Source organism: Massilia sp. BAP21, assembly GCF_057801335.1.
In genome coordinates this window covers 3037308-3061130 of the sequence record NZ_CM173596.1, presented here as the reverse complement: position 1 = coordinate 3061130, position 23823 = coordinate 3037308, and the positions used below count along the sequence as shown (strand labels likewise).

Here is a 23823-nt window from a genome sequence, read left to right as displayed (position 1 = left end):
GCTTTTTGTTTTAGGAGAATAGTTTGGTTACAGTAAATGCAGATGAACTCGAGGACGCGGTCCTGACCGTATCGGACCCGGACACCCCGGATGAGGGCTGGGTCTGCCTCGATACGGGCGCGGTGTACCTGCGCTCGGACGCGCTGGACGAGGAGCTGGCGCCGCTGCCGGAAGACATCGACACCTCGGACCGCTACGTGCCGGTGCCGCGCGTGGGCAGCCTCGCGCTGGGGCTGGAACTGGTGTTCGATTTCGCCGACGCCGCGCTGCCGGACGATGCGGAACGTGTGCGCGAGATGTTCAAGCGCGCGGGCGGCTACCGCGAATTCAGCGAGCTGGTCGAGCAGAACGGTTTGAGCGGGCACTGGCATGTGTTCCGCGAAGCGCAGACGCGCGCGGTGCTGGGGGCCTGGTGCGAGCAGCATGGCCTGCAGCTTGCAGAGGCGGAACTGCCGAATTGAACGTCGAGCCTGCAGGGTGTGCGCCTTGCAGGCTTTTTTTATTTCGGCGCGCGGTTGCGGAAGCGCTGCAGTTCTTCTTTCAGGTAAGTGGCGCTGGCGACGGGTTTGCCGCTGCCGCATTTCACCTGGTAGGGCTTGCCGCTCATGCTGCTTTCCGTCGCGGCCCGGGCAATGAAGGATTCGGCGTCGGTGACCAGCTTGCGCTTGACGAGGTAGTCGTATTTCTGCTGCAGGTGGCTGCGCGCCTCGGCGCCGTCGTGCCAGCTGCCGTTGCGGTCGAACTGGCAGCCGGGGGTGGCCACGTAGTCGAGCAGGTGGGCGATTTCGGCCTGGGCGCGGGGGTCGGGGGCGGCGTGGGCGGTGGTGTGCAGTGTGAACGCCAGCAGCATGGCGGCGGTGGGTGGGTTTATGAACCTCATGCGTTCTCCTGGTATTGGGGCTGTTGCCTGTTATGTTAGCGGAATGCATGATCCGCGTGGGCACAAGTGCCCACCCTACGGGACACGCTGCGTATCCGGGTTTCCGATGATCTTGCTGCCAACGGCGATTCGGGTTTTGTATGAACTCGCCGATAACGGTGACCGTAGGGTGGGCACCTGTGCCCACGCGGATTCAACACACCACTAACGGCACAGGCAACAGCCCCGATAACGCCCGCACGCACCACCACGAATCTCCCCACAAACATCACCGAAACCGCCGCGATCGCCCCGTCTGCGCGCAATCTAACAGACGCATCCATGCATGCGGCCTATCGTCTCCGATCACCTTTCCCACCGGAGCGAACATGATCAAGGTCACTGGCTACGCGGCCAAGCACTCTTTCAGCCGCCTGAAACCCTACGAATTCGAACGCGACGACCCCGCCGCCCACGAGGTCGAAATCGACGTCCTGTACTGCGGCGTCTGCCACTCGGACATTCACCAGGTCAAGAACGAATGGTCGAACACGGTCTACCCCTGCGTGCCCGGCCACGAGATCGTCGGCCGCGTCACCCGCGTCGGCCCCGCCGTGAAGCGCCATGCGGTGGGCGACCTGGTGGGCGTGGGCTGCATGATCGACAGCTGCGGCCAGTGCGAAGCCTGCAAGGAAGGCGACCAGAACTATTGCGGCAGCCCGAACAGCTGGCTGGCCACCTACAACGGCCCAATGAAGCCAAAGGCGAAAGCCGGCGGCGAGAACATCTACGGCCGCGACAACACCTTCGGCGGCTACTCGAACATCGTGGTCGTAAAGGAAGATTTCGTATTGAAGATCCCGGCCAACCTGCGTCCGGAAGTGGCCGCGCCGATCCTGTGCGCAGGCGTCACCACCTGGTCGCCGATGCGCCGCTGGGGCGTCAAGGCGGGCGACAAGGTCGGCGTGATCGGCATGGGCGGCCTCGGCCACATGGCGGCCAAGCTGGCGAAAGCCCTGGGCGCCGAGGTGACGCTGTTCACTACCACCAAGGACAAGATCGAGGAAGCGCAGAAGCTCGGCTTCAAGGCTGTGCTGGAAAAGGACAAGGACGCCTTCGAGGAACTGGAAGCGCGCTTCGACTTCATCCTCTCGACCGTGCCGGAGAAGCACGACCTGAATCCCTTTACCGCCCTGCTGAAGCAGGACGCGGTGCTGTGCGTGGTCGGTGCGCTGGAACCGCTGGCGCCGCTCGACAACATGCAGCTGGCGCAGATGCGCCGTTCGGTGTCGGGTTCGCTGATCGGCAACCTGGCCGAGACCCAGGACGTGCTCGACTTCTGCGCCGAGCACAATATCGGACCGGAGATCGAGATGATCCGCATCCAGGACATCAACGATGCCTACAAAAAGGTCGAGAAGGGCGACGTGCGTTTCCGCTACGTGATCGACATGGCCTCGCTGAAGGAAGAGATCGCAGGGGAAGCCTGATCCCCTGCTGACCCCGTTACTGGTTGATCGGCCCTCAGGCCAGCAGCGGGCGCACCGCCGCGCGCTGGCCGGCGCGCGCACTGCGCACCGGCACAGGCTGCTCATGCGCCGTCAGCTTGAACACGCTGACCGCTTCGAGCAGCTGGCCGGCCTGCTCGTGCATCGCGTTCGATGCGGCCGCCGCCTGTTCGACCAGGGCGGCGTTCTGCTGGGTCACCTGGTCCATCCCATTGATGGCTTCGTTGATCTGGCCGATGCCGGTAGTCTGCTCGCCGGTGGCGGCGCTGATTTCGCCGATGATGTCGGTCACGCGCTGGACGCTGCCGACGATTTCCGTCATCGTGGCGCCGGCCTGGTCGACCAGGCGCGCGCCGGCATCGACCCGCGTCACCGAGGCGTCGATCAGTTCCTTGATTTCCTTGGCCGCACCGGCCGAGCGGTGTGCCAGGTTGCGCACTTCGGTGGCCACCACGGCAAAGCCGCGGCCCTGTTCGCCGGCACGCGCCGCTTCCACGGCGGCGTTCAGCGCCAGGATGTTGGTCTGGAAGGCGATGCTGTCGATCACGCCGATGATGTCGGCGATCTTCTTCGACGATTCGTTGATCGAGGCCATGGTGTCGACCACCTGCGCCACCACCACGCCGCCGCGGCCCGCCACTTCGCTGGCCGAGGTGGCCAGCATGCTGGCCTGGCGCGCATTGTCGGCGTTCTGGGACACGGTCGAATTCAGTTCTTCCATCGAGCTGGCCGTTTCCTCGAGCGAGCTGGCCTGCTGCTCGGTACGCGAAGACAGGTCCAGGTTACCGGCCGCGATTTCCGACGAAGCCGTGGCGATCGCATGCGCACCGCTGCGGATCCCGGTGACCAGGCCGTGCAGCTTGGCGTTCATGTCGGCCAGGGTGTTCTGCAGCACGCCGATCTCGTCCCTGGCATGGGTTTCGCTGCGGCTGCTCAGGTCGCCGGCGGCCACGCGGCGCGCCAGGGCGACGGCGGACTGCACCGGACGCGTGATCGAACGGGTCAGCCACCAGGCGCACAGGCCGCCGAAGGCCACGCTCAGCACGCCCAGCAGCACCATGGTGCGGGAGCTGTCGTTGCGGGTGGTGCGGATCTCGTCGCGCAACGCGTCGACCTGCCTGCGCTGCAGCGCCACCAGGGCCTGGATATTCGCCTGGTAGGCGTTGGCGGCGGGAATATAGACCTTGTCGTGCACCTGCATCGCTTCTTCGCTCTTGCCCTCGCTCTTCAGGCGCACGGCTTCCTTGCGGCCGCCGGCATAGCCGTCGCGCAACGCAATCATCTTTTCGAAGATCGCCGTTTCTTCCGGCGTGGTGAGCAGCGCCTTGACGTCTTTCAGGTACATCGTGGCCTTGGCGTTGGTCTCCTCGATGTTCCTGGCGAAGAAATCGGTGAGCGAAGGATCGCTGCTCTTGATGATGGCCGAGGTCCGGATCACGGCCACGGCGATGTTGCTGGCCCAGTCGCCGATCAGGCGTTCCTTCTTGATCGGCTGGTCCAGCATCTGCTCGGCGGCGGCGGCCACGCTGTTGAGTTTGACGATACTGATGGCCGTGACCAGGATGGACAGGGCCAGCACGACGGCAAAACCGAGCGCGAGGCGATGCCCGATTTTCATATTCGATAAGAATTTCATGGATTTACAGAAAAACATGACGCGCCGCGGCGCGTTGGATGGGAGGAATGGCGTATTACATTTGCTCAATTCCATTAATTTTACGGGCGAATCAAATTGTTGGCTTACGGCAACAATTGGTGAGAATCGACCACACCGTGCAACGCACGCACCGGCTGCGGCGGACGGGTGATTTGTCCGGCATCCACACATCGGCTAGTATGGCCGCAGGTTTTTTGACAAGGTTCGATCATGATTTCACGCGGCCCCCTGACCGCCCTCCCCCGCCTGCTGGCCGTTTCCGTGCTTGCCGCCGCCGCCCTGGCCGGCTGCAAGGAAAAGCCGGCGCCCGCTCCGCCACCCGCTCCGCCGCCGGTGCAGCAGCCGGCCGAGCCGGCCGTGACGCGCGACCAGGCCATGGCGGCCCTGCTGGCCCTGCCTGAGGTGAAGGAATGGTCGGCGGAGATCGAGAAGCGTTCGCAGGGCAAGGCGCATGGCGCGGTCATCGAGGACGACCCGCAGCCGCGCATGCTCAACGGGCGCGCCTACTGGCAGCTGAGCTTTGTCGAGAACCGCACGGACCGGGTGCTGCGGCGCGAGAGTTTTTTGGTGGCGCGGACCGGGAATGACATTTTGGTGGAAGACACCGAGACCGATTCGGTGCTGTCGCTGGACGATTGGCGGCGTGGGATACACAAGATCCGGCTGAAGTCGGCGGACTGAGGGTTCGCCGCGCCGGCCAGCCGAGCACGATTGAGCTGTATCAAACTCGGCGCTTGGGTGGGGATTATCGTGGGGGTGCTGCCGGCCGATTCACCAGCGTTTCGCGGTAGACGCGTGGTGACTCCTCCCACGGTCGGCGGCACCTTCTTCTTTCTGCCGTGGTGCGGGGTGGTGGGTTCGAGAACCCACCCTACGATACGTGGCTCCGTTGAACGTTTCGACTTTCACATGCCGTACAGCGTGGGCACGAGTGCCCACCCTACAACCTTGATGCCGCAGTTGCCCTTGCTTTTCGTAGGGTGGGCACTCGTGCCCACGCGGTACTCCTCATGCAAACCAATGCCGCAACACGGGGCCCGGGCAATCAACTCCCCATATGCGAAATCAACAACCTGCCCACCTCCGACTGTGCCGCCTCTTTCTCGCGCCCATTGTGCGCACCGATCGATAAGCCCACCGCCATGATGTCGATGAGCAGCAACTGCAGGATCCGCGAAATCATCGACAGGAAGCTGGTGCTGTCCTCGGCATGGTCCACCGCCAGGCACACGCTTGCCCTGCGCGCCAGCGGCGATTGCCCGCTGCCGATCGCAATCACATCGGCCCCGGCGGCGCGCGCGATATCCACCGCCCGCAGGAGCTCCGGCACCTGCCCCGACTTCGAAATCGCAATCACCACGTCCCCCGGCCCCAGCAAATCCGCCGCCAGCGCGAACAGATGCGCGTCGCCGTACAGCGCCGTCGGAATCCGGAAGCGGAAGAACTTGTGCTGGCCATCGAGCGCCACTACGCGCGAGTTGCCCAGCGCGTAGAACTCCACGCGGCGTGCCCGGCTCACCAGCTCGATCGCACGGTCGAGCGAGCGCACGTCCAGCCCGTCGCGGAATTTCAGGATGGCCGACACCGTGTTGTCGATCACCTTGGCCGACAAATCGTGGGTGCTGTCGCTGTTCCTCACCTGGCTGTGACGCACCGGAATCGCCCCGGTCAGGCTGCTGGCGAACTTCAGCTTGAAGTCGGCCAGGCCCAGGAACCCGAGCGAACGGCAGAAGCGGATCACGGTCGGCTGGCTCACGTCGGCCAGGCGCGCGATGTCGGCGATCGGCTCGTTCAGCACCAGGCGCGGCTGCTCCAGCACCAGGGTGGCCACGCGCCCTTCGGCCGGCGTGAGTTCCTGCCGCAGGTGCTTGATGCGGTCCATCAGCGTGTTCGCGCCGCTGCGTCCGCGCAGGTGTTCCGACAAAATCGTGGCCACGCCGTGGAAGGCCGGATTCGGCGTGGTGATGACGTAGGTGGGAATGCTGGACAAATAATCCGAGAAGCGCCCCTTGGCCTCGAAGCGCGCACGGAAAGGGGACTGCGCGAACCACTCCCCCATCCGCGGCACGATGCCGCCGCCGATGTACACGCCGCCGAACGCCCCCAGCGTGACCGCCAGGTTGGCCGCAGCCCCGCCAAGCATGCCGCAAAAGACTTCCAGCACCTCGAAGCACAGCGCATCGCCTTCGTCCAGGGCGCCGGCGATGATCTGCGCCGCCGTGCGCGCCGGCGCGTCCATGATGCCATTGCGCCGGGCCAGCGCGCGGTAGGTCAACTCCATGCCCGGTCCCGAGATCAGGCGCTCGTTCGACACGTGCTGCCACTCGCGCCAGGCGAACTGCAGGATCGCGAACTCGCGCTCGTCGCCCGGTGCGAAATTCATGTGCCCGCCCTCGCTGCCGAGGGTAACGAAGCCGTCGGCGGTCGGGATCACGCCCGACACGCCGAGACCGGTGCCCGGCCCCAGCACGCCGATCACCGCGTTCGATGCCGGCGTCCCGCCGCCGATTTGCAGCAGGTCGTTCGGCGCCAGCACGGGAATGGCCATTGCCAGCGCGGTGAAGTCGTTCACCACCAGCAGCGTCGACAGGCCCAGCTCGCGCCGCAGGGCCTCGGTGGAGAACTCCCAGGCGCGGTTCGTCATGCGCACTTGGTCGCCGTTCACCGGGTTCGCCACCGCAAAGGCGGCGTGGTGCAGCTTCAGGCCCGCATGCTGATGCAGGTAGTGACGCAGAAGCGGCACGATGCCGTCGAAGTCTTCGCAGCGCAGCACCGACACCTGCCGAAACACGCCCGGCGCCGTTTGCAAGGCAAAGCGCGCATGCGTGGCGCCGATGTCGGCCAGCAGGCGCGGGCCATCGGCAAAGGCGGTGCGCGCGAACTTTTCAGGCTCGTGCCCGCTCCCCATCAGGCGACGGTGCCTTGCGCGGCCCGGCCAAACCAGGCGCCGTAGGCCGGCAGCGTGACGCGGCCGCCCGCGGCCTCGCCCGGCAAGCCGTGGCCTTCCAGGTCCTGCGCTTGCGCGGTCTCGGCCCAGTCGAACGACACCGGCGCGCCCGACAGGTTGAACGCTGCCAGGATGGTCGGCTCGCCGTCGAGCGTGCGGCGCAGCGCCAGGATCGGTTCCGGCGCATCGAAGAAGGAGATGCCGCCGCGGGTCAGCTGCGGCAGGCTCTGGCGCCAATGGATGATGCGGCGCGCGGCATTCAATGCGGACGCGGGATCGCTTTCCTGCACCGAGGCGGCATTGGCGCGGTGCGGCTCGGCCACCGGCAGCCATGGCGTGCCGTCGGTGAAGCCGGCGTTCGGCGCCGCATCGGTCCACGGCATCGGCGTGCGGCAGCCGTCGCGGCCCTTGAACTCGGGCCAGAAGGTGATGCCGTACGGGTCTTGCAGCAGCTCGAACGGCACATCCGCTTCCGGCAGCGCCAGCTCGTCGCCCTGGTACAGGCAAGGCGTGCCTTTCAGGGCCAGCTGCATCGCCAGCACCATCGACGCAAACGCGACGGGTGCATCCTCGCCGCGCCAGCGCGTGACCACGCGGATCGCATCGTGGTTACCCACCGACCAGGAAGCCCAGCCGCCCTGCACGCGCGCCTCGAATTCCTCGACCTGGGTGCGGATGTGCTTCGCCGTGAATTCCGGCGTCAGCAAATTGAAGCTGTAGGCCATGTGCAGCTTGTCGCCGTCGGCCGTGTACTCGGCCATGCAGGCGAGCGCGTCGTCGGCGCCGACTTCGCCGATCGACACGGCGCCGTATTCGTTCAGCAGCGCGCGGATCTGCTGCAGGAAGGCGATGTTTTCCGGACGCGTCTTGTCGTAGATGTGCGACTGCATGCCGTAGGGGTTCACGTCGGTCACCGAGGCGGTGTCGCGCTTGGTGGCCGGCGGGTTGCTGCGCAGTTCGGTGTCGTGGAAGTGGTAGTTGCAGGCATCCATGCGCACACCATCCACGCCGCGCTCGAGCCAGAAGCGCAGCGCGTCCAGGTGGGCCTTCTGCACGTCCGGGTTATGGAAGTTCAGCTGCGGCTGGCTGACCAGGAAGTTGTGCATGTAGTACTGCTTGCGGCGCGTGTCCCACTGCCATGCCGAGCCGCCGAAGACCGACATCCAGTTGTTTGGCGGGTTGCCGTCCGGCGCCGCGTCGGCCCAGACGTACCAGTCGGACTTTGGATTGTCGCGGCTGGAGCGGCTTTCGACGAACCACGGGTGGGCATCGGCGGTGTGCGCCATCACCTGGTCGATCATGATCTTCAGGCCGAGCGAATGGGCCTTGGCGACCATCGCGTCGAAGTCGGCCAGGGTGCCGAACAGCGGGTCGACGTCGCAGTAATCCGAGATGTCGTAGCCGAAGTCCTTCATCGGCGACTTGAAGTAAGGCGAGAGCCAGACGATGTTCACGCCCAGGCTGGCGATGTAGTCGAGCTTCGCGGTGATGCCTGGGATATCGCCCACGCCGTCGCCGTTGGTGTCGAGGTAGCTGCGCGGGTAGACCTGGTAGATGATGGCTTCGCGCCACCAGTCGTTCGTTTGCGTGGAAGTCTGGGTCATGACGTGGGAAGTAAAGTTGGAAATTCGGTTTGGGGCTGCTGGTTTTTACGCAATATACAGCAGCTTTTGCAACATTACAATCTTCGAAAACACCATCATCACATGCAAATATTCTTTGCATTCAAAGGCTTACATGCAAATACTATTTGCACAGAATGAAACAAAAGTAGCTAAACTACGGTTCAGTTAGCCCGACATTAATTTTCCGGTTGCCAAGACCGCAAGGGCGTCATAGCATCCCGGGTTCATTCACCTCCAGGACGAGTCCATGAACCAGCCGACCACGCCCTCCAGCGGACGCATGCCCCGCCAGATCCCGTACATCATCGCCAACGAAGGTTGCGAGCGCTTCAGCTTCTACGGGATGCGCAACATCCTGACACCCTTCCTGATCTCGACGCTATTGCTGTTCCTGCCGGAGTCCGAGCGTACCGGCGAAGCCAAGCACGTATTCCACACCTTCGTGATCGGCGTGTACTTCTTCCCGCTGCTGGGCGGCTGGCTGGCCGACCGCTTCTTTGGCAAGTACAACACCGTGTTCTGGCTCAGCCTCGTCTACTGCGCCGGCCACGCCTGCCTCGCCATCTTCGAGGACAACGTGAACGGCTTCTACCTCGGCCTGGGCCTGATCGCGCTCGGCTCGGGCGGCATCAAGCCGCTGGTGTCCTCGTTTGTCGGCGACCAGTTCGACCAGACCAACAAGGACAAGGCGAAGATCGTGTTCGACGCCTTTTACTGGATCATCAACTTCGGCTCTTTCTTCGCGTCCCTGCTGATGCCACTGTTCCTGAAGAACTACGGGCCCGCGGTCGCCTTCGGCATCCCGGGCATCATGATGTTCATCGCGACCATGGTGTTCTGGAGCGGGAAGAAGAAGTACGTGCACGTGCCGCCCGCCGCACCGAACCCGCACTCGTTCTCGCGCGTGTCGCGCACTGCCCTCTCCACCAACGGCGCCGGCCGCACCGTGGCCATGGTCGGTGTGTTCGGCGCGATCGCGTCGCTGCTGATGTCGCCGAGCTGGGGCTTCGTGATCGCGGCCTGCACGGCGCTGGTGCTGCTGCTGGCTTTTGTCGGCATGGGCATCTCGATGCAGCTGGAACGCGCACGCGGCCACCACCCGGACGACGCGGTCGACGGCGTGCGCGCGGTGCTGCGCATCCTGGTCGTGTTCGCGCTGGTCACGCCGTTCTGGTCGCTATTCGACCAGAAGGCCTCGACCTGGATCGTGCAGGCCAATTCGATGATCACCACCTTCTCGGTGTTCGGCAACGAGTTCACCCTGCTGCCGGCGCAGATGCAGGCGCTCAATCCGCTGCTGGTGATGCTGCTGATTCCCTTCAATAACCTGGTGCTGTTCCCGATGCTGGAAAAGATCGGTATCACGCCGACGCCGCTGCGCCGCATGACCTCGGGCATCGCCTTCTCGGCCCTGTCGTGGCTGGTGATCGGCGCGATCCAGGTGTCGATGGACGCCGGCACGCCAACCTCGATGGCCTGGCAGATCCTGCCGTATGCGCTGCTGACCATGGGCGAGGTGCTGGTCTCGGCCACCGGCCTGGAGTTCGCCTACAGCCAGGCGCCGGCTTCGATGAAGGGCGCGATCATGGCGCTGTGGAGCCTGGCCGTCACGGTCGGCAACCTGTGGGTGCTGGTGGTGAATGCGGCGGTGAAGAACGACACGGTGATGAATTCGATTGCCGGCTCGGGACTGAGCGTGATCGCGTTCCAGATGTTCTTCTTTGCCGGGTTCGCGGCGCTGGCGGCGATCGCGTTCGGGTTGTATGCGAAGCGGTACAAGATGGTAGACCACTATCGCAGTCTCGATTCATCGAAGTCGCCGTCGGCGGCGAAGGTATAACGGTAGGGTGGACGGCTTTGCCGTCCACGCGTTGATCACGACCGGTTCCAATGCCGTGCTCGATGATCTCGCTGCTAACTATCGACGCGTGGACGGCCAAGCCGTCCACCCTACGGTCCACCACGCTCGCATTCGCGCGCGTCACCACAATCGACAACATGATCCGAACTGCCCCCTTCGCTCTCGCCACCGCCCTCGCCTCCTCCGCCCACGCCGCCATTCCGCTCGACGCCTGCAACGGCCCCGCCGCCACCACGCTGGCCGCCGCCCCGCACACGCTGGAAGCGCGCGCCGTCTGGCTGAACCGCGAACTGGCGAAGTGGCCCGACTCGCCGGGCAACGGCAAGTTCAGGCTCCACCACTCCCCCACGGCCGCCATCGACGCCATCGTCGGCCGCAAGATGAAAGGCGCTGCCGGTGCGTTCGACCTGCAGATCACCAACGCCGTTCCAAAAGACGCCGCCGAGCGCTTCAGGTACCTCGCCGCCGGCCCCGTCCTGAAGCTGGCCGACAAGGACCTCGCCCGCCTGCCCGCGCTGCACCGTGAACAGCTGGTACTGACACGCGAAGCCGCCGACGGCACCATCCTCGCCGCGACCCGCCTGCAAGCCGCCGGCGCCCTCGACGACCTGTACGCCGCCGCCGAACAAGTTCCCGACCTCGGCGCCACACCCACCAAGAAGCGCACCGGCTTCAAGCTCTGGGCGCCCACCGCGCAACAGGCCGCCGTCTGCGTGTTCGACAGCGGCAGCGGCCGCGCCGGCGCCGTGCACCAGCTGGCGATGGACGCCGCCACCGGCGTCTGGAGCGCCCAGCTTCCCGCCGATCTCTCCGGCCGCTACTACACCTATGCCGTCGACGTCGTCAGCGAACAGGCCGGCCTGGTGCGCAACCTGGTCACCGACCCGTATTCGGTCAGCCTGAGCACGGATTCGCAGCGCAGCTACATCGCCGACCTCGACGCCGCCAACCTCAAGCCCGCGGGCTGGTACAAGGAACGCGCGCCGCAAACGGTCAAGTCGCCGGTCGACATGGCCGTGTATGAATTGCACGTACGCGACTTCTCGCGCGACGACGAGACCGTCCCCAAACCGAAGCGCGGCAAGTACACGGCCTTCGGCGAAGCGGACTCGAACGGCATGCGCCACCTGAAGGCCCTGGCGCAGGCCGGCATGACCGACATCCACCTGCTGCCGGTCTACGACCTCGCCAGCGTCCCGGAAAAGAACTGCGCCCTGCCGCAGCCCACCGGTGCACCCGACAGCGACACCCAGCAGGCCTTGATCCGCAAGACCGCCCATACCGACTGCTACAACTGGGGCTACGATCCCTGGCACTACAACGCGCCGGAAGGCAGCTACGCCAGCGACCCGCAAGACGGCGCGCGCCGCATCGTCGAGTTCCGCGAGATGGTGATGAACCTGCACCGCGCCGGCCTGCGCGTGGGCCTGGACGTGGTCTACAACCACACCTTCGTCGCCGGGCAAGACAGCAAATCAGTGCTGGACCGCGTCGTGCCCGGCTACTACCACCGACTGAACAAGGTCGGCGGCATCGAGCGCTCGACCTGCTGCGACAACACCGCCACCGAAAACCGCATGATGGGCAAACTCATGATCGATTCGGCGGTGCTGTGGGCGAAGCACTACAAGATCGATTCCTTCCGCTTCGATTTGATGGGCCACCAGCCGCGCGCGGCAATGGAACGCCTGCAAAGCGCGGTGGACCAGGCCACCGGCCGCAGCGTGCAGCTGCTTGGCGAAGGCTGGAACTTCGGCGAAGTGGCGGACGGCGCGCGCTTCGTGCAGGCGTCGCAGCTGTCGCTGAACGGCAGCGGCATCGGCACCTTCAGCGACCGCGCACGCGATGCCGTGCGCGGCGGCGGCGCTGGTGACTCGGGCGAGGCGCTGGTCAGCCGCCAGGGCTGGATCAACGGCCTGGTCTACGACGCGAATGCGAAAGCCGGCACGCGCCCTGCCCTTGATCTGCTGCGCGCCGCCGACATGGTGCGCATCGGCCTGGCCGGCACCCTGCGCAGCTACCCGCTCGCTACTTTCGAGGGCAGCACGCGCAAGCTGGAAGACATCGACTACAGCGGCCAGCCGGCCGGCTACGCCAGCGAACCCGGCGAGACCGTCAACTACGTCGAGAACCACGACAACCAGACCCTCTGGGACAACAACGCCCTGAAACTGCCGCTGGAAACCAGCAGCGCCGACCGCGCCCGCGTGCAGGTCCTGGCGCTGGCAACGACCGCCTTCAGCCAGGGCATCGCCTACTACCACGCCGGCTCGGACATCCTGCGTTCCAAGTCCCTGGACCGCAACAGCTTCAATTCGGGCGACTGGTTCAACCGCCTGGACTGGACCTACGGGACCAACCATTTCGGCACCGGCCTGCCGCCTGCGGACGACAACGCCAAGGACTGGCCGCTGTTCAAGCCGCTGCTGGCGAATGCCGCCCTGCGCGCGCAGCCGGCGGATATCGCCTTTGCGCGCGACGCCTTCCGCGATCTGCTCGCGATCCGCGCCGGCACCACGCTGCTGCGCATGCGCACGGCCGAGGACGTGGCGCAGCGCCTGCGCTTCTTCAACACCGGGCCGCAGCAGGAACCGACCGTGGTTGCGGCCACGATCGACGGCAAGGGCTACGCCGGCGCGCGCTTCGGCAGCCTGACTTACCTGATCAACGTCGACAAGGTGGCGCACGTAATCACCGATGCCGGGCTGCGCGGCCGGCAGCTGCGCCTGCATCCGGTGCACACGGCGGCGAACGCCGGCGACAAGCGCGCGGCCACCGCCGGTTACGACAGCGCCAATGGGACGTTCAGCATTCCGCCGAGGACGGCGGTGGTGTTCGTGGAGGATTGAAGGCGGGCGGATGTGGGGCTGTTGCCTGATGCGGTGTGGGTGTGCATGATCCGCGTGGGCACGGAGTGCCTTGCGCGGCCCGGCCCACCCTACGGGAGACGTTATCGGCAAGCGCGAGCAAGTCTTGCTGGTTTTCTCATGAACTCGCCCGGAACGCTTCCCGTAGGGTGGGCACTCGTGCCCACGCGGATCAAACACACCACTTCCGCATCAGGCAACAGCCCCGATACCGCAAGCAAAACCTACCCGCCAGCCAAGCGCCAACAACGCTCGCGCTATCGTCACGCGCCCGGTCTGAACTCCCATCGGTCGATGGAAAGACACCGTACGCAAGCGCAGCATGCCGCAGCCAAAGGAAGCGGCTTGTCATGGCATGTCGCTGCCCGGCGTTAAAATGGACGCACACCGCGCCGCCTTGAGTCCACCATGAAAACGCGCCCCTACCTGTCGGAAGTCAGCCTGAAGCCTTCGGCCGCTGTCCATGCGGACGCATTCCCGTTTTCGCTGCCGGTGGTGCGGCACCTCGGCCGCCTGGCCCTGCATCCGCAGGTGACCTTCTTCGTCGGCGAGAACGGCTCGGGCAAGTCGACGCTGCTGGAAGCGATTGCGGTGGCCATGGGTTTCAATGCCGAAGGCGGCGGGCGCAACTTCCACTTCGCCACCCGCGAATCGCATTCGGCGCTGCACGCGCACCTGCGCGTGGTGCGCGGCATCATGCCGCCGCGCGACGGCTACTTCCTGCGCGCGGAAAGCTTCTTCAACGTCAGCAGCGAGATCGAAAGGCTGGACCGCGAAGGCTTCGGCCCGAGGATCATCGACTCCTACGGCGGCAAGTCGCTGCACGAACAGTCGCACGGCGAAGCCTTTCTTACCCTGTTCATGGAGCGCTTCGGCGGCAAGAGCTTCTACGTGCTCGACGAACCCGAAGCCGCCCTCTCCCCGCAGCGCCAGCTCGCCATGCTCAGCCGCCTGCACGACCTGGTGCGCGCGGGCAGCCAGTTCCTGGTCGCGACCCATTCGCCGATCCTGATGGCCTACCCGAACGCCGTCATCTACGAGTGCAGTGCACATGGCATCGTCAAGGTGGCGTACGAGGACACCGAACACTACCGCGTCATGCACGACTTCATCGCCAACCCGCAGCGCATGCTGAAGGTGCTGCTGGAGGAATGAACCTTTTCGTCAGTCTTCGGCGTGCTCGAGTGCGCTGGAGATGGCCTGGCCCAGCGCTGCCAGCGTGTAGGGCTTGCGCAGGAACTGGACATGCAGCTTTTCCAGCCGGCCCGGGTCGACCAGGTAGCCGCTGGTCAGCACCACCGGCAGGCCGGGATGATGGCTGGCGAGCCAGTGCACCAGGCCGATGCCATCCATACTGCCCGGCATCATCACGTCCGAGAGAACCAGGTCGATCTCGCTGAAGTCGGCCTCGATGGCGGCGTCGGCGCTGTCGACCAGCACGATCTCGGCGTCGAGCACGGACAGCAGCGACGACATGGTTTCCGCCACCACCGGATTGTCCTCGACGCACAGGATGCGCGCGCCGGCCAGCGCATGCGCGGACACCTCGGCCGCGGCCGCCTGGCTCGCCTGGGCCTCGCCGGCGCTGCGCGGCAGCAGGATGCCCACCGTGGTCCCGCGCCGTTCGCGCCGGATAAAAGCCAGGCCGCGGCTCTGGCTGGCGAAGCCATGCACCTGGGACAGGCCCAGGCCGGTCCCCTTGCCGACCGACTTGGTCGTGAAGAACGGCTCGAAGGCCTGGCGCGCGGTCTCCTCGGACATGCCTTCGCCATCGTCGCTCAGGGTAATGCAGACGTGGTCGCCGGCCAGGTCCTCGCCTTCCGGCCAGGCCGGGTCGGGCAAGGCGACATTCCGGGCCGCCAGTACCAGCCGGCCGCCGGTGGGCATGGCATCGCGCGCGTTGCCGGCGATGTTCAGGAGCGCCGCGTCGAGCTGGGCGGGATCGACCGATACCGGCCACAAGGCGTGCGTGAGGAGCAGCTCCAGGGCGACTGCCGGACCGCCCGCCGCGTCCAGCATCTCGGCCGCGGCATGCAGGTACAGCGACAGGTCCAGCGTGACGTTGTTCAGGGGCTGGCGCCGCGCATAGGCGAGCAGCTGCTGGGTCAGCGCCGCGCCGTGTCCCGCCGCGCGCCGGATGCTGTCGAGCGCCCGCCCGGTACGCTCGTTGGCGTCCTTGGCAAGCAGCATGCGCAGCAGGGTTTCCGAGCCCGAGATCACCTGCAGGATGTTGTTGAAGTCGTGGGCCACGCCGCCCGTCAGGCGCCCCAGCGACTCCAGCCGGCGCGCCTCGGCCAGCGCGCGCTCGGCGCGGCGGCGCTCGCCGATCTCGCGCTCGAGCGAGGCGGTGCGTTCTTCCACGGCGGCTTCGAGCGTACTCGCATGCCGCTCCAGCGCCTGCCATTGCGCGCGCACCGCGAACTGCAGGCGGCGCGTGCGCAGGGCCGAGCGGATCGACATCAACAGCACTTCGCGCGAGGTCGGCCGTTCGAGCAGGGTGACGTTGCCGATGCGCGCCAGGCGTGCGAAGCGCTGGCTGTCGACCTGCGCCAGGTCCGGTCCGGCCAGGGCCAGCAGCGGCAAATCCGACCATGCCGGCTGGCGCCGCAGCGCGGCGTCGAGGTCGTCCAGCGCGCACCGGGCCAGCCCTTCCTCGGTGACGATGGCGCACCATGCCTGTTCGTCCAGGCTGGCATACAGGCTGGCAGCGTCGCCGCAGGCGCGCACCGTCACGCCTTCGGCTTCCAGCATCCCGCGCAGTGCCGCCGCATCGCCTTCGAGCGGCGCAAACACGACGGCGACGGCGCTGGCAGCGCCGGCGGCACGGTCGTCAGGAGTCAAAGTTCGCCACCCCGATCTCGTCCACCGGCACCGTGATCCGCTCGCCGATCTCGATGCCGGCATCGGTCAGGTGCAGCTCGCGAACGTCGTGCTCGTGGCGGCCGTCGCGCCGCTTCAGGGCGCAGATCGCCTTGTGGACGACGTTCTCGTGCTCGTAGTAGCGCAGCGAGACGATGTTGTCGGTGATGATGCTCAGCGCATCCGGCTCCTTGGATGTATCGAGCCTGGCCGAATGCGCGCCGATGATGATCGATGTGACGTTCATGTTGCTCAGGTAGGAAAACAGTTCGTTCATCTGCAGCAGCAGCGACTTTTCCTCGCGGATGACGTCGAGGTAGGAGTTGATGCAATCGATGATGACCAGGCGCGCGTTACGGTCTTCGACGATGCGCCGCACTTTCCAGATGAATTCTCCCGGCGAGATGCGTGAGGGATTGATGCGCTGCAGGTGAAACCGGCGCTCCTCGTCGGGTGCGGCATCCTGGTGCATGTGGGCGACCATGCGCGAGCGCAGGGTGCTTTCGGATTCGTCGAAGCTGAAGTAACCGACGTGGCAGCCGCTTTCCACCGCCGCCAGGGCGTACTGCAGGGCCACCGTGGATTTGCCGGAGCCGGAAGGGCCGACGATCATGGTGGAGCTGCCCGCGGTCAGCGGACCGCCGACCAGCCGGTCGAGGCACGCGACCTTGCTGGACATATCGCGAACGCCGTCCTCGCGCTGGTGCTCCTGCGCGATCAGGCTGGGGAAGACCAGGATTTCGCTTTTCTGGATCGCATAGTCGTGCCAGCCGCTCTGGAAGTCGCCGCCGCGCAGCTTGACCACGCGCAGGCGGCGCCGGGCCGCGCCGAAGCTGCGCTCGAGCTGCTCCAGCGTGACCACGCCGTGCACCGCACTTTGCAGTTCGTATTCGCGGCCGTCGGCCGTCAGGTCGTCGAGCAGGATGACAGTGGCATCGAGGCGCGCCAGGCGCTGGCGCAGGTCGATGATCTGGCGACGGTAGTGCGGGCTGTCTCGCGCCAGCAGGCGCACCTCGACCATCGAGTCGATCACCACGCGTTCGGCCCCGCTCTCCGCGATCATGTCGGCGATCCGGCCGACCAGGGCCGACAGTTCGGTGTCGGTCGGCAGCAGGATGGTCTGCGCCGAGACCGTTTCCGGCGGCAGGGGCATGATTTCCTCGATCTGGATGCCGTCCAGCGACCAGCCGTGGCTGCGCGCCGTGGCCAGCAATTCCTCGTGGCTTTCGGACAGGGTCAGGTAGAGGCAGCGCTGGCCGGTCTGCGCGCCGTGGATCAGGTAGCGCAGGCCAAGCGTGGTCTTGCCGGTGCCGGGCCGGCCTTCGATCAGGTGCACGCGCTGTCGGATCAGGCCGCCGCGCAGGACAGCATCCAGTTCCGGGATGCCGGTCGGGATTCGTTCAATATCGAAATGCATAGCTGTCTTCAAAAAATGCCGCAGCGCGAAATTAACACTGTCTTGACATTCTAGACCATGCAGATCACATATTATTTTTATTATAACAATGGCGCGCAGCAACTTCTACCCGAACCAGACGCTGCTGGCTTCAACGCAACCGGATCTCGGCCACCATCTCGTGGTTGCAGTCGATCCCGACCTCCACGAAGCCGAAGCTCTTGTAAAAGGCGCTGGCGCGCTCGTTGCGCGGGTGGTAGCAGATATTGATGAGCGTGACGTCGGGTTGCGCCTTGATCTCCGCGATCAGCAGTTCCATCGCGCGCCGCCCGATCCCCTGCGACTGCAGCGGATAGTCGACCATGAAGCGGTAGATGCCGTAGCAGCCGGGCCGGCCGTCGTCCTCGCGGTTGTAGAGCGCGAAGCCGACCGGGCGCTCGTCCTGGTAGATCGCGCGCGGCACGAACACGTCGTAGAACCTGGCCTGCGCGATCGAATAGGCGTTCGAGTGCAGCAGGTCGCGCTGGTGCTCGGGCAGCTCCATGTCCATCAGCGCCTCGAAGTTGTCTTCGGTGACGTCGCGCAGGCTGATCGTCATGCTCATACGTCCAGGTGCGAAATGAGCAGCCTGCGCTTTTCGATGTCGCCGTTCTCGCCGGCCTGGTCGCCCAGCGAAATGCCGACCGCCATGATGTCGATGAGGAGCAGTTGCAGGATGCGCGAGATCATCGACAGGAAGGTCGTGCTGTCCTCGGTGTGGTCGACCGCCAGGCAGACGTTCGCCTTTTTTGCCAGCGCCGACTTGCTGCTGGTGATGGCGATCACGCTGGCGCCGGCGGCGCGCGCCGCGTCCACCGCGCTCAAGAGCTCGGGCGCCTGGCCGGCCGTGGAAATAGCCACCACCACGTCGCCCGGCTGCAGCAGTTCGGCCGCCAGCTGGAACAAATGGGCGTCGCCGTGCGCCGTGGTCGGGATGCGGAAGCGGAAGAACTTGTGCTGGCCATCGAGCGCCACCACGCGCGCATTGCCCATCGCGTAGAACTCGACCTTGTTGGCGCGGCGCAGCAGCTCGATGGCGCGGTCGATCGCGTGCACGTCGAGTCCGTCGCGGAATTTCAGGATCGCCGACACGGTGTTGTCGATCACCTTGGCCGACAAATCGTGGGTGCTGTCGCTCATGCGCACCTGGCTGTGGCGCACCGGGATCGAGCCGGTCAGGCTGCCGGCGAACTTCAGCTTGAATTCGGCCAGGCCCTGGAAGCCGAGCGAGCGGCAGAAGCGGATCACGGTCGGCTGGCTCACGTCGGCCAGGCGCGCGATCTCGGCGATCGGCTCGGACAGCACCTTGCGTGGATGCTCCAGCACCAGGCTTGCCACGCGCTGCTCGGCCGGCGACAGTTCGTGCTGCAGGTGCTGCACGCGCTCCATCAGCGTGTTGGCGCCGCTGCGCCCGCGCAGGTGTTCCGACAAAATCGTCGACACGCCGCGCAGGGCCGGGTTCGGCGTCATGATGACGTAGGTCGGGATTTGCGCCAGGTAGTCGGTGAAGCGGCCCTTGGCCTCGAAGCGCGCGCGGAACGGCGACGTGGCGAACCACTGCGCGATGCGCGGCACGATGCCGCCGCCGATGAAGATGCCGCCGAAAGCGCCTAGCGTCACGGCCAGGTTCGCCGCCGCGCCGCCCAGCATGCCGGCGAAGCATTCCAGCACTTCGAGACAGAGCGTATCGTTTTCTTCGAGTGCGCAGCTGACGATCTCCGCCGCGGTACGGGCCGGCGCATCCACGCCGTTACGTTCGGCCAGCGCCCGGTAGACCAGCTCCATGCCGGGGCCGGACAGGATGCGTTCGTTCGACACGTGCGGCCACTCGCGCCAGGCGTACTGCAGGATCGCGAACTCGCGCTCGTCGGCCGGGGCGAAGTTCACGTGGCCGCCTTCGCTGCCCAGGGTGATGAAACCGTCGGCGGTCGGGATCACGCCGGATACGCCCAGGCCGGTGCCGGCGCCGAGCACGCCCGCCACCGCATGCGGCGCCGGTTTGCCGCCGCCCACCTGCAGTACGTCGCCGGCCTGCAGCCCCGGCAGCGCCATCGCCAGCGCCGTGAAGTCGTTGACGATCAGGAGGGTCGACCAGCCCATGGTGCGGCGCACCTCGTCGGTCGAGAACTGCCAGTCGCGGTTCGTCATGCGCACCAGGTCGCCGCTGATCGGATTGGCCATGGCAAAGGCCGCGTGCGCGATGCGCTCGCCGCCATGCTCGTCCAGGTAGGCGTTCAGCAGCGGCACGATGCCGCTGAATGCATCGCAGCGCAGGACCGCGGTCTGGCGCAGCACGCCGGGCGCCGTCTCGAGCGCAAAGCGGGCATGGGTGGCGCCGATGTCGGCCAGCAGGCGCGGACCATCGGCGTAGGAAGCACGGCTGGATTGTTTGTCGTTGTCTGGTACGGTGCTCATTGCTCTACGGCTGGGATACCTCTGGAGGCGCACAGGATAGCATTGTTTGATTGCTACCAGATGGGTATCTGCTGGGGACCGCGCCGGCGGTCGTTGCGTCAACGCTTCTGCTCGCAGGCGTGGGTGGCCTCGGTCTTGTTGCGCGCGTTCACGTGGGTCAGCGCTCCGGCGCCATCGTAGATGAGTTGGGCCGTGCTCTGGTCGGCCATGATCACGCTCAGCGACATGCTCTCGCCGGCCTCGTCGAAGCTCACCATCTCGGTGGCGGCAAGCTTCATGTCGTACGCTGCGTCGCCGATCCGGATCACGCTGCCCTCGATCCCGACGTCGACATCGCGCACCACCATGATGTTCGCGAGGTCGCGGCAACCGACGGTCTGCTTCTTCCCGTTGATCAGGCCGGCCAGCGCCAGGTGCAGCGGCTGGCTGTTCAGCTTGTCGGTTCCGCCTACTTTGCTGCACATGAGTCCCGTGTTCTCGCGTTCGATGCTCACCGTGCCGCCGTCGAGCGAAGACACGTTCAGGAACCCGTCCTTTTCCGGCCGCATGGCGAACATCGCGCTCGTGCCGTACGCCCCCTTGTCGTCGCGCACCCGCATCAGCGAGACCTTCGGCGCTTCGATGAAATCGAGTGCGAGACCGTTCGACGCGGCCTTGCCGTCGGCGCCGACGGTAATCGTGGCGTCGGTCCTGGCCAGGTCGGGTTTGCGCATGCATGAGCCGCTGTAGCTGCCGGCCACCAGCGGGCCGAGGACCGGCCAGTACTGTATCCGGGGCGGCGGCGGCGCCGGCGCATCGTCGGCCGGCGCGCCCTCGCCCTCCGCCGTGGCTTCGGCCTGGGCCTGGGCATCCTCGGCGGTGTCGTCCTTGTCCCTGCTGCAGGCGGACAGCAGCAGGGAAAGAGTGAGGGCGGACAGCACGGCAGTGCGACGGTTCATGGGGCCTCCAATGGATGAGGACCGTACGCTAGCACGAGGATTGAATTTCTTGCAACTGGCAACCCTGACGGGACAGGGCCAGCCGGCTGCCTCCGGCTCAGCGGGGATAGATGAACCCGGTGCGGATATCCATCGGCACCAGCCCCTTCCCCTCGCGCACCATCAGGCGCTGCGGCGGCTCCTCGCCGGCCAGCGCGCGCCACACCACGGGCAGGCCTTCGCCCTTGCGCAGCAGCTCGTCGCTGCGCTCGAACACGTTGCCGCAGCCGGTGGCCTTGACCAGGGCCTGCACGATCGCCACCCGCCACAGATCGGCAGCGCCAGAGTTGAACTGGCACACCAGGTAGCCGTCTGCGCCGCCGTAGCCGTGCACCAGCAGGCCCGGCAAGCCGTCCTTGTCGCCATCGGCCAGCAGCACCAGCGCCTGCGGATCGGCCGTGCGCCAGGCCGTCAGGCGGCGCTCGACGGCTGCCTGCACGCGGCGCTTGATCAGCGCATGGTCGATCGGCTCGTCCTCGCGCAGGGTCCAGACGCGCGCGGCGATCTGCGATTTGGCGTTGTAGGCGGCGCGCGCCAGGAACTGGCGCGACGAGGATTGCACGACGGCGGTGGCGCCCGGCTTGTTGCGCTCCTGCGGCCTGCCGTCGACCTTGTCGATGGCGGACAGGTAGATCCAGGGGTCGCCGGCAAGGATGGACTTTTCCTTGCCCTGTTTGATTGTGATGATGAGCATGTGCGGCTTTCGTGGGCGGGGGCGACATGATACAGCAAGCCGCCGCCCCTGCCTTGACGCTTACTTCGGCGCGGCCAGGCCCTTGAGCAGCGCTTCGTGGAAGGCCTGCGGGTCCTGCATTTGCGGCGCATGGCCCATCTCCGGGAAGGTCACCAGGGTCGCTTGCGGAATCGCCTTGACGGTCTTTTGCGCCAGCTCCGGATAATTGCCCAGCTTCGGCCGCAGGGCTTCGGGCGCCGCGTCCTTGCCGATGGCGGTGGTGTCCTTCAGGCCGATCAGCAGCAGGGTCGGCATCTTCAGCAACGGGAATTCGTAGACCACCGGCTGGGTATAGATCATGTCGTACAGCAGGGCCGAGTTCCAGGCCACGATCTCCTTGCCCTTGCCGCGGTACATCCCGGCCAGCATCTGCACCCAGGGTTCGTATTCCGGCTTCCAGGTGTTCACGTAATAGGTCGATTTTTCGTAGTTGCGGATCTTCTCGGCCGTGGTCTGCAACTCGCGCCCGTACCATTTATCGACGCCGAGCGAAGGCACGCCCAGCGCCTTCCAGTCTTCCAGCCCGATCGGATTGACCAGCACCAGCTGCTCGGTCAGTTGCGGGAACATCAGGCCATAGCGCGTGGCCAGCATGCCGCCGGTGGAGTGGCCGAGGATGGTGGCGTTCTTCACGCCGATCGATTCCAGCAGCGCGCGCGTGTTCTCGGCCAGCTGCTGGAAGGTGTACTGGTAATGCTGGGGCTTGCTCGACTTGCAGAAGCCCACCTGGTCCGGCACTACCACGCGGTAGCCGGCGCCGCTGAGCGCGTCCATGCTCGCCTTCCAGGTGGCGCCGCAGAAGTTCTTGCCGTGCAGGAGGACCACGGTGCGGCCGTTGGCCTTGCCTTGCGCCGCGATGTCCATGTAGGCCATGTGCAGCTTCACGCCCTGCGAGGTGAAGTTGAACTGCTTGACCGGGGCCGGGTAGTCGAAGCCTTCGAGTTCGGGGCCGTAGGCCGGTTCATCAGCAGGCGCGGCCGCATGGGCGCCGGCGGCGAACAGGGACAGCGCGGCGGCGCAGGCAAGATAGGTAACACGGCGGGAAAAGACAGGCGTCATGGCGGTCCTCGTATGGTCGAATAGGCAAAGTCTAGTCGAGATTCCGGATGCACGCGTTCCGTCGCGCCAGGCATGCACCGCACGCCCACCGAACACGCCGGCACGGTGACAAAAAGTGAGAATTCCGCCGATTCCTGTGCTGTACAATTTTAGTATCGGCATGACAAGAATATGTCGCTCACTCTTCTTCCACCGGAAAGGTCTGGATGCACGCTAAAACTATCGCATTGTTTGCCCCGCTACTCGTACTTGCAGCCTGCGGTGGGGGAAGCAACGGACAAAACGGCACGCCGCTGGACTTGCAAGGTGTTTGGTATGGGGTTGACCAAGGTTTTTCAGGGCAACATAGCTATCCGGCGCTTTTCGTACAGACCGGACGCGACATCGTACGCAAGGAGTGTGACCGGACGACAACTCGACTGCGGCTGCAGGGCGACGTCCTGGTCGACTCGGCTGGCACGCCATATGTCTTGCAGCCCGCCGCCGAAGGCATGCTGTTGGGCCGCAGAGGGGCAAGCGCAGGGGAGGAGATGCGCCGCTACTCGCGCGCCACGGTATTCGAATCGGGAAGCGTGTCGCTGGCGTTGCCATCATTGGCGCCGTTGCAGGCGACCCAGGATGTCTGCGCGCTGAAGGACTTTATATCGCTCGGAGGCAATGGAGCTGAGCCTGTAGTCGCCACCGTCATGATCGTGGCCCCTTATCAAGGAGGCCATGCTGAAATAAGGATGACCTTACCGCGGCGCGCCAGTGTATTCCCCTACTCGATAAGTGCTGGCGATTTTGCCGTCCGTGACCGCGCCGGCTTCCTGCAGGATCCCGCCAGTAGCATGCAAGTGGAAATCCGGTCGCCGGCGTATGCAGCCGCCTACGGCCAAAATACCGTTCAGATGAGCGCAGGCAACGTGCGCGTCCGTACCTCGGGCAATGGCGTCTACAGCTTCGAGGGATCGATGAGCACTGCCTCCAACGCGGCCGTGTCCTTCAGCGCTGAGGTGACGCTCGAACGGAGGCCCTGAGC

The 23823-nt window shown here is 65.7% G+C and carries 18 protein-coding genes; 7 read left to right on the top strand and 11 right to left on the bottom strand.

Annotation, left to right across the window (positions count from 1 at the left end; translation table 11 throughout):
• Nucleotides 1–23 precede the first annotated feature (23 nt).
• A complete protein-coding gene (locus ACWYRN_RS13395) occupies nucleotides 24–461 on the top strand; it encodes a hypothetical protein (protein WP_488687984.1) in 438 nt (145 codons plus the stop codon).
• 38 nt (nucleotides 462–499) lie between these two features.
• Here ACWYRN_RS13395 and ACWYRN_RS13390 read toward each other — a convergent pair whose 3' ends face one another.
• Nucleotides 500–880: a YfeK family protein gene (locus ACWYRN_RS13390; RefSeq protein WP_488687982.1), complete on the bottom strand. Its 381-nt coding sequence runs from the start codon at nucleotides 878–880 to the stop codon at nucleotides 500–502.
• Nucleotides 881–1248: 368 nt separating this feature from the next.
• Between ACWYRN_RS13390 and ACWYRN_RS13385 the strand changes: the two genes are divergently transcribed.
• Nucleotides 1249–2349: an NAD(P)-dependent alcohol dehydrogenase gene (locus tag ACWYRN_RS13385; RefSeq protein WP_488687981.1), complete on the top strand. Its 1101-nt coding sequence runs from the start codon at nucleotides 1249–1251 to the stop codon at nucleotides 2347–2349.
• A gap of 34 nt (nucleotides 2350–2383) precedes the next feature.
• On the opposite strand, the gene ACWYRN_RS13380 is transcribed toward ACWYRN_RS13385, so the two are convergent.
• Nucleotides 2384–3985: a methyl-accepting chemotaxis protein gene (locus tag ACWYRN_RS13380; protein WP_488687979.1), complete on the bottom strand. Its 1602-nt coding sequence runs from the start codon at nucleotides 3983–3985 to the stop codon at nucleotides 2384–2386.
• Nucleotides 3986–4234: 249 nt separating this feature from the next.
• Here ACWYRN_RS13380 and ACWYRN_RS13375 point away from each other — a divergent pair, with 249 nt between their 5' ends.
• Nucleotides 4235–4705, top strand: a complete 471-nt coding sequence (locus ACWYRN_RS13375) for a hypothetical protein (RefSeq protein WP_488687977.1) — start codon at nucleotides 4235–4237, stop codon at nucleotides 4703–4705.
• A gap of 364 nt (nucleotides 4706–5069) precedes the next feature.
• Here the strand turns inward: ACWYRN_RS13375 and ACWYRN_RS13370 are convergent, their stop codons facing one another.
• Both ACWYRN_RS13370 and ACWYRN_RS13365 read right to left on the bottom strand, forming a co-directional pair.
• Nucleotides 5070–6932, bottom strand: a complete 1863-nt coding sequence (locus ACWYRN_RS13370; RefSeq protein WP_488687975.1) for a glucokinase — start codon at nucleotides 6930–6932, stop codon at nucleotides 5070–5072.
• Nucleotides 6932–8575, bottom strand: a complete 1644-nt coding sequence (locus ACWYRN_RS13365) for an alpha-glucosidase (RefSeq protein ID WP_488687973.1) — start codon at nucleotides 8573–8575, stop codon at nucleotides 6932–6934. Before ACWYRN_RS13365 ends, ACWYRN_RS13370 begins: the two co-directional genes overlap by 1 nt.
• A 268-nt stretch (nucleotides 8576–8843) precedes the next feature.
• Between ACWYRN_RS13365 and ACWYRN_RS13360 the strand changes: the two genes are divergently transcribed.
• The 3 genes from ACWYRN_RS13360 to ACWYRN_RS13350 all read left to right on the top strand — a co-directional run bounded on the left by ACWYRN_RS13360 (nucleotide 8844) and on the right by ACWYRN_RS13350 (nucleotide 14479).
• Complete coding sequence (locus ACWYRN_RS13360) at nucleotides 8844–10436, top strand: POT-type proton-dependent oligopeptide transporter (RefSeq protein ID WP_488687971.1); 1593 nt, start codon at nucleotides 8844–8846, stop codon at nucleotides 10434–10436.
• Nucleotides 10437–10594: 158 nt separating this feature from the next.
• The gene (locus tag ACWYRN_RS13355; protein WP_488687970.1) at nucleotides 10595–13306 is read left to right on the top strand and encodes an alpha-1,6-glucosidase domain-containing protein; all 2712 of its coding nucleotides are present in this window, start codon (nucleotides 10595–10597) and stop codon (nucleotides 13304–13306) included.
• A 426-nt stretch (nucleotides 13307–13732) separates the two neighbouring features.
• Nucleotides 13733–14479 carry an AAA family ATPase gene (locus ACWYRN_RS13350; protein WP_488687968.1) on the top strand — a complete coding sequence of 249 codons (747 nt, stop codon included), beginning with the start codon at nucleotides 13733–13735 and terminating at the stop codon, nucleotides 14477–14479.
• Nucleotides 14480–14488: 9 nt separating this feature from the next.
• Here the strand turns inward: ACWYRN_RS13350 and ACWYRN_RS13345 are convergent, their stop codons facing one another.
• The 7 genes from ACWYRN_RS13345 to ACWYRN_RS13315 all read right to left on the bottom strand — a co-directional run bounded on the left by ACWYRN_RS13345 (nucleotide 14489) and on the right by ACWYRN_RS13315 (nucleotide 22802).
• On the bottom strand, nucleotides 14489–16165 hold the full coding sequence (locus ACWYRN_RS13345) for a response regulator (protein WP_488687966.1): 1677 nt from the start codon (nucleotides 16163–16165) through the stop codon (nucleotides 14489–14491).
• Nucleotides 16155–17600 carry an ATPase domain-containing protein gene (locus ACWYRN_RS13340; RefSeq protein WP_488687964.1) on the bottom strand — a complete coding sequence of 482 codons (1446 nt, stop codon included), beginning with the start codon at nucleotides 17598–17600 and terminating at the stop codon, nucleotides 16155–16157. The genes ACWYRN_RS13345 and ACWYRN_RS13340 overlap by 11 nt, the downstream gene beginning before the upstream one ends.
• A 130-nt stretch (nucleotides 17601–17730) precedes the next feature.
• Nucleotides 17731–18177 carry a GNAT family N-acetyltransferase gene (locus ACWYRN_RS13335; RefSeq protein ID WP_488687962.1) on the bottom strand — a complete coding sequence of 149 codons (447 nt, stop codon included), beginning with the start codon at nucleotides 18175–18177 and terminating at the stop codon, nucleotides 17731–17733.
• Between the two features lie 2 nt (nucleotides 18178–18179).
• Nucleotides 18180–20033, bottom strand: a complete 1854-nt coding sequence (glk, locus tag ACWYRN_RS13330) for a glucokinase (RefSeq protein ID WP_488687960.1) — start codon at nucleotides 20031–20033, stop codon at nucleotides 18180–18182.
• Between the two features lie 98 nt (nucleotides 20034–20131).
• Nucleotides 20132–20971, bottom strand: a complete 840-nt coding sequence (locus tag ACWYRN_RS13325; RefSeq protein WP_488687959.1) for a hypothetical protein — start codon at nucleotides 20969–20971, stop codon at nucleotides 20132–20134.
• A gap of 97 nt (nucleotides 20972–21068) precedes the next feature.
• Nucleotides 21069–21704, bottom strand: a complete 636-nt coding sequence (locus ACWYRN_RS13320; RefSeq protein WP_488687957.1) for a class I SAM-dependent rRNA methyltransferase — start codon at nucleotides 21702–21704, stop codon at nucleotides 21069–21071.
• A gap of 60 nt (nucleotides 21705–21764) precedes the next feature.
• Nucleotides 21765–22802 (bottom strand): alpha/beta fold hydrolase, encoded by a 1038-nt coding sequence (locus ACWYRN_RS13315; protein WP_488687955.1) that lies wholly within the window; start codon nucleotides 22800–22802, stop codon nucleotides 21765–21767.
• 206 nt (nucleotides 22803–23008) lie between these two features.
• Here ACWYRN_RS13315 and ACWYRN_RS13310 point away from each other — a divergent pair, with 206 nt between their 5' ends.
• Nucleotides 23009–23821, top strand: coding sequence for a hypothetical protein (locus ACWYRN_RS13310; protein WP_488687954.1), 813 nt, complete (start codon nucleotides 23009–23011; stop codon nucleotides 23819–23821).
• The last annotated feature ends 2 nt before the right edge of the window (nucleotides 23822–23823 follow it).

Excerpts from the sequence above, each read along its gene's own strand:
- ACWYRN_RS13325 (WP_488687959.1), bottom strand. The coding sequence starts at position 20,971 with ATGAACCGTCGCACTGCCGTGCTGTCCGCCCTCACTCTTTCCCTGCTG.
- ACWYRN_RS13310 (WP_488687954.1), top strand. The coding sequence starts at position 23,009 with ATGCACGCTAAAACTATCGCATTGTTTGCCCCGCTACTCGTACTTGCA.
- ACWYRN_RS13360 (WP_488687971.1), top strand. The coding sequence starts at position 8,844 with ATGAACCAGCCGACCACGCCCTCCAGCGGACGCATGCCCCGCCAGATC.
- ACWYRN_RS13365 (WP_488687973.1), bottom strand. The coding sequence starts at position 8,575 with ATGACCCAGACTTCCACGCAAACGAACGACTGGTGGCGCGAAGCCATC.
- ACWYRN_RS13350 (WP_488687968.1), top strand. The coding sequence starts at position 13,733 with ATGAAAACGCGCCCCTACCTGTCGGAAGTCAGCCTGAAGCCTTCGGCC.
- glk (WP_488687960.1), bottom strand. The coding sequence starts at position 20,033 with ATGAGCACCGTACCAGACAACGACAAACAATCCAGCCGTGCTTCCTAC.
- ACWYRN_RS13320 (WP_488687957.1), bottom strand. The coding sequence starts at position 21,704 with ATGCTCATCATCACAATCAAACAGGGCAAGGAAAAGTCCATCCTTGCC.
- ACWYRN_RS13385 (WP_488687981.1), top strand. The coding sequence starts at position 1,249 with ATGATCAAGGTCACTGGCTACGCGGCCAAGCACTCTTTCAGCCGCCTG.
- ACWYRN_RS13315 (WP_488687955.1), bottom strand. The coding sequence starts at position 22,802 with ATGACGCCTGTCTTTTCCCGCCGTGTTACCTATCTTGCCTGCGCCGCC.
- ACWYRN_RS13340 (WP_488687964.1), bottom strand. The coding sequence starts at position 17,600 with ATGCATTTCGATATTGAACGAATCCCGACCGGCATCCCGGAACTGGAT.
- ACWYRN_RS13370 (WP_488687975.1), bottom strand. The coding sequence starts at position 6,932 with ATGGGGAGCGGGCACGAGCCTGAAAAGTTCGCGCGCACCGCCTTTGCC.
- ACWYRN_RS13375 (WP_488687977.1), top strand. The coding sequence starts at position 4,235 with ATGATTTCACGCGGCCCCCTGACCGCCCTCCCCCGCCTGCTGGCCGTT.
- ACWYRN_RS13335 (WP_488687962.1), bottom strand. The coding sequence starts at position 18,177 with ATGACGATCAGCCTGCGCGACGTCACCGAAGACAACTTCGAGGCGCTG.
- ACWYRN_RS13355 (WP_488687970.1), top strand. The coding sequence starts at position 10,595 with ATGATCCGAACTGCCCCCTTCGCTCTCGCCACCGCCCTCGCCTCCTCC.
- ACWYRN_RS13390 (WP_488687982.1), bottom strand. The coding sequence starts at position 880 with ATGAGGTTCATAAACCCACCCACCGCCGCCATGCTGCTGGCGTTCACA.
- ACWYRN_RS13380 (WP_488687979.1), bottom strand. The coding sequence starts at position 3,985 with ATGAAAATCGGGCATCGCCTCGCGCTCGGTTTTGCCGTCGTGCTGGCC.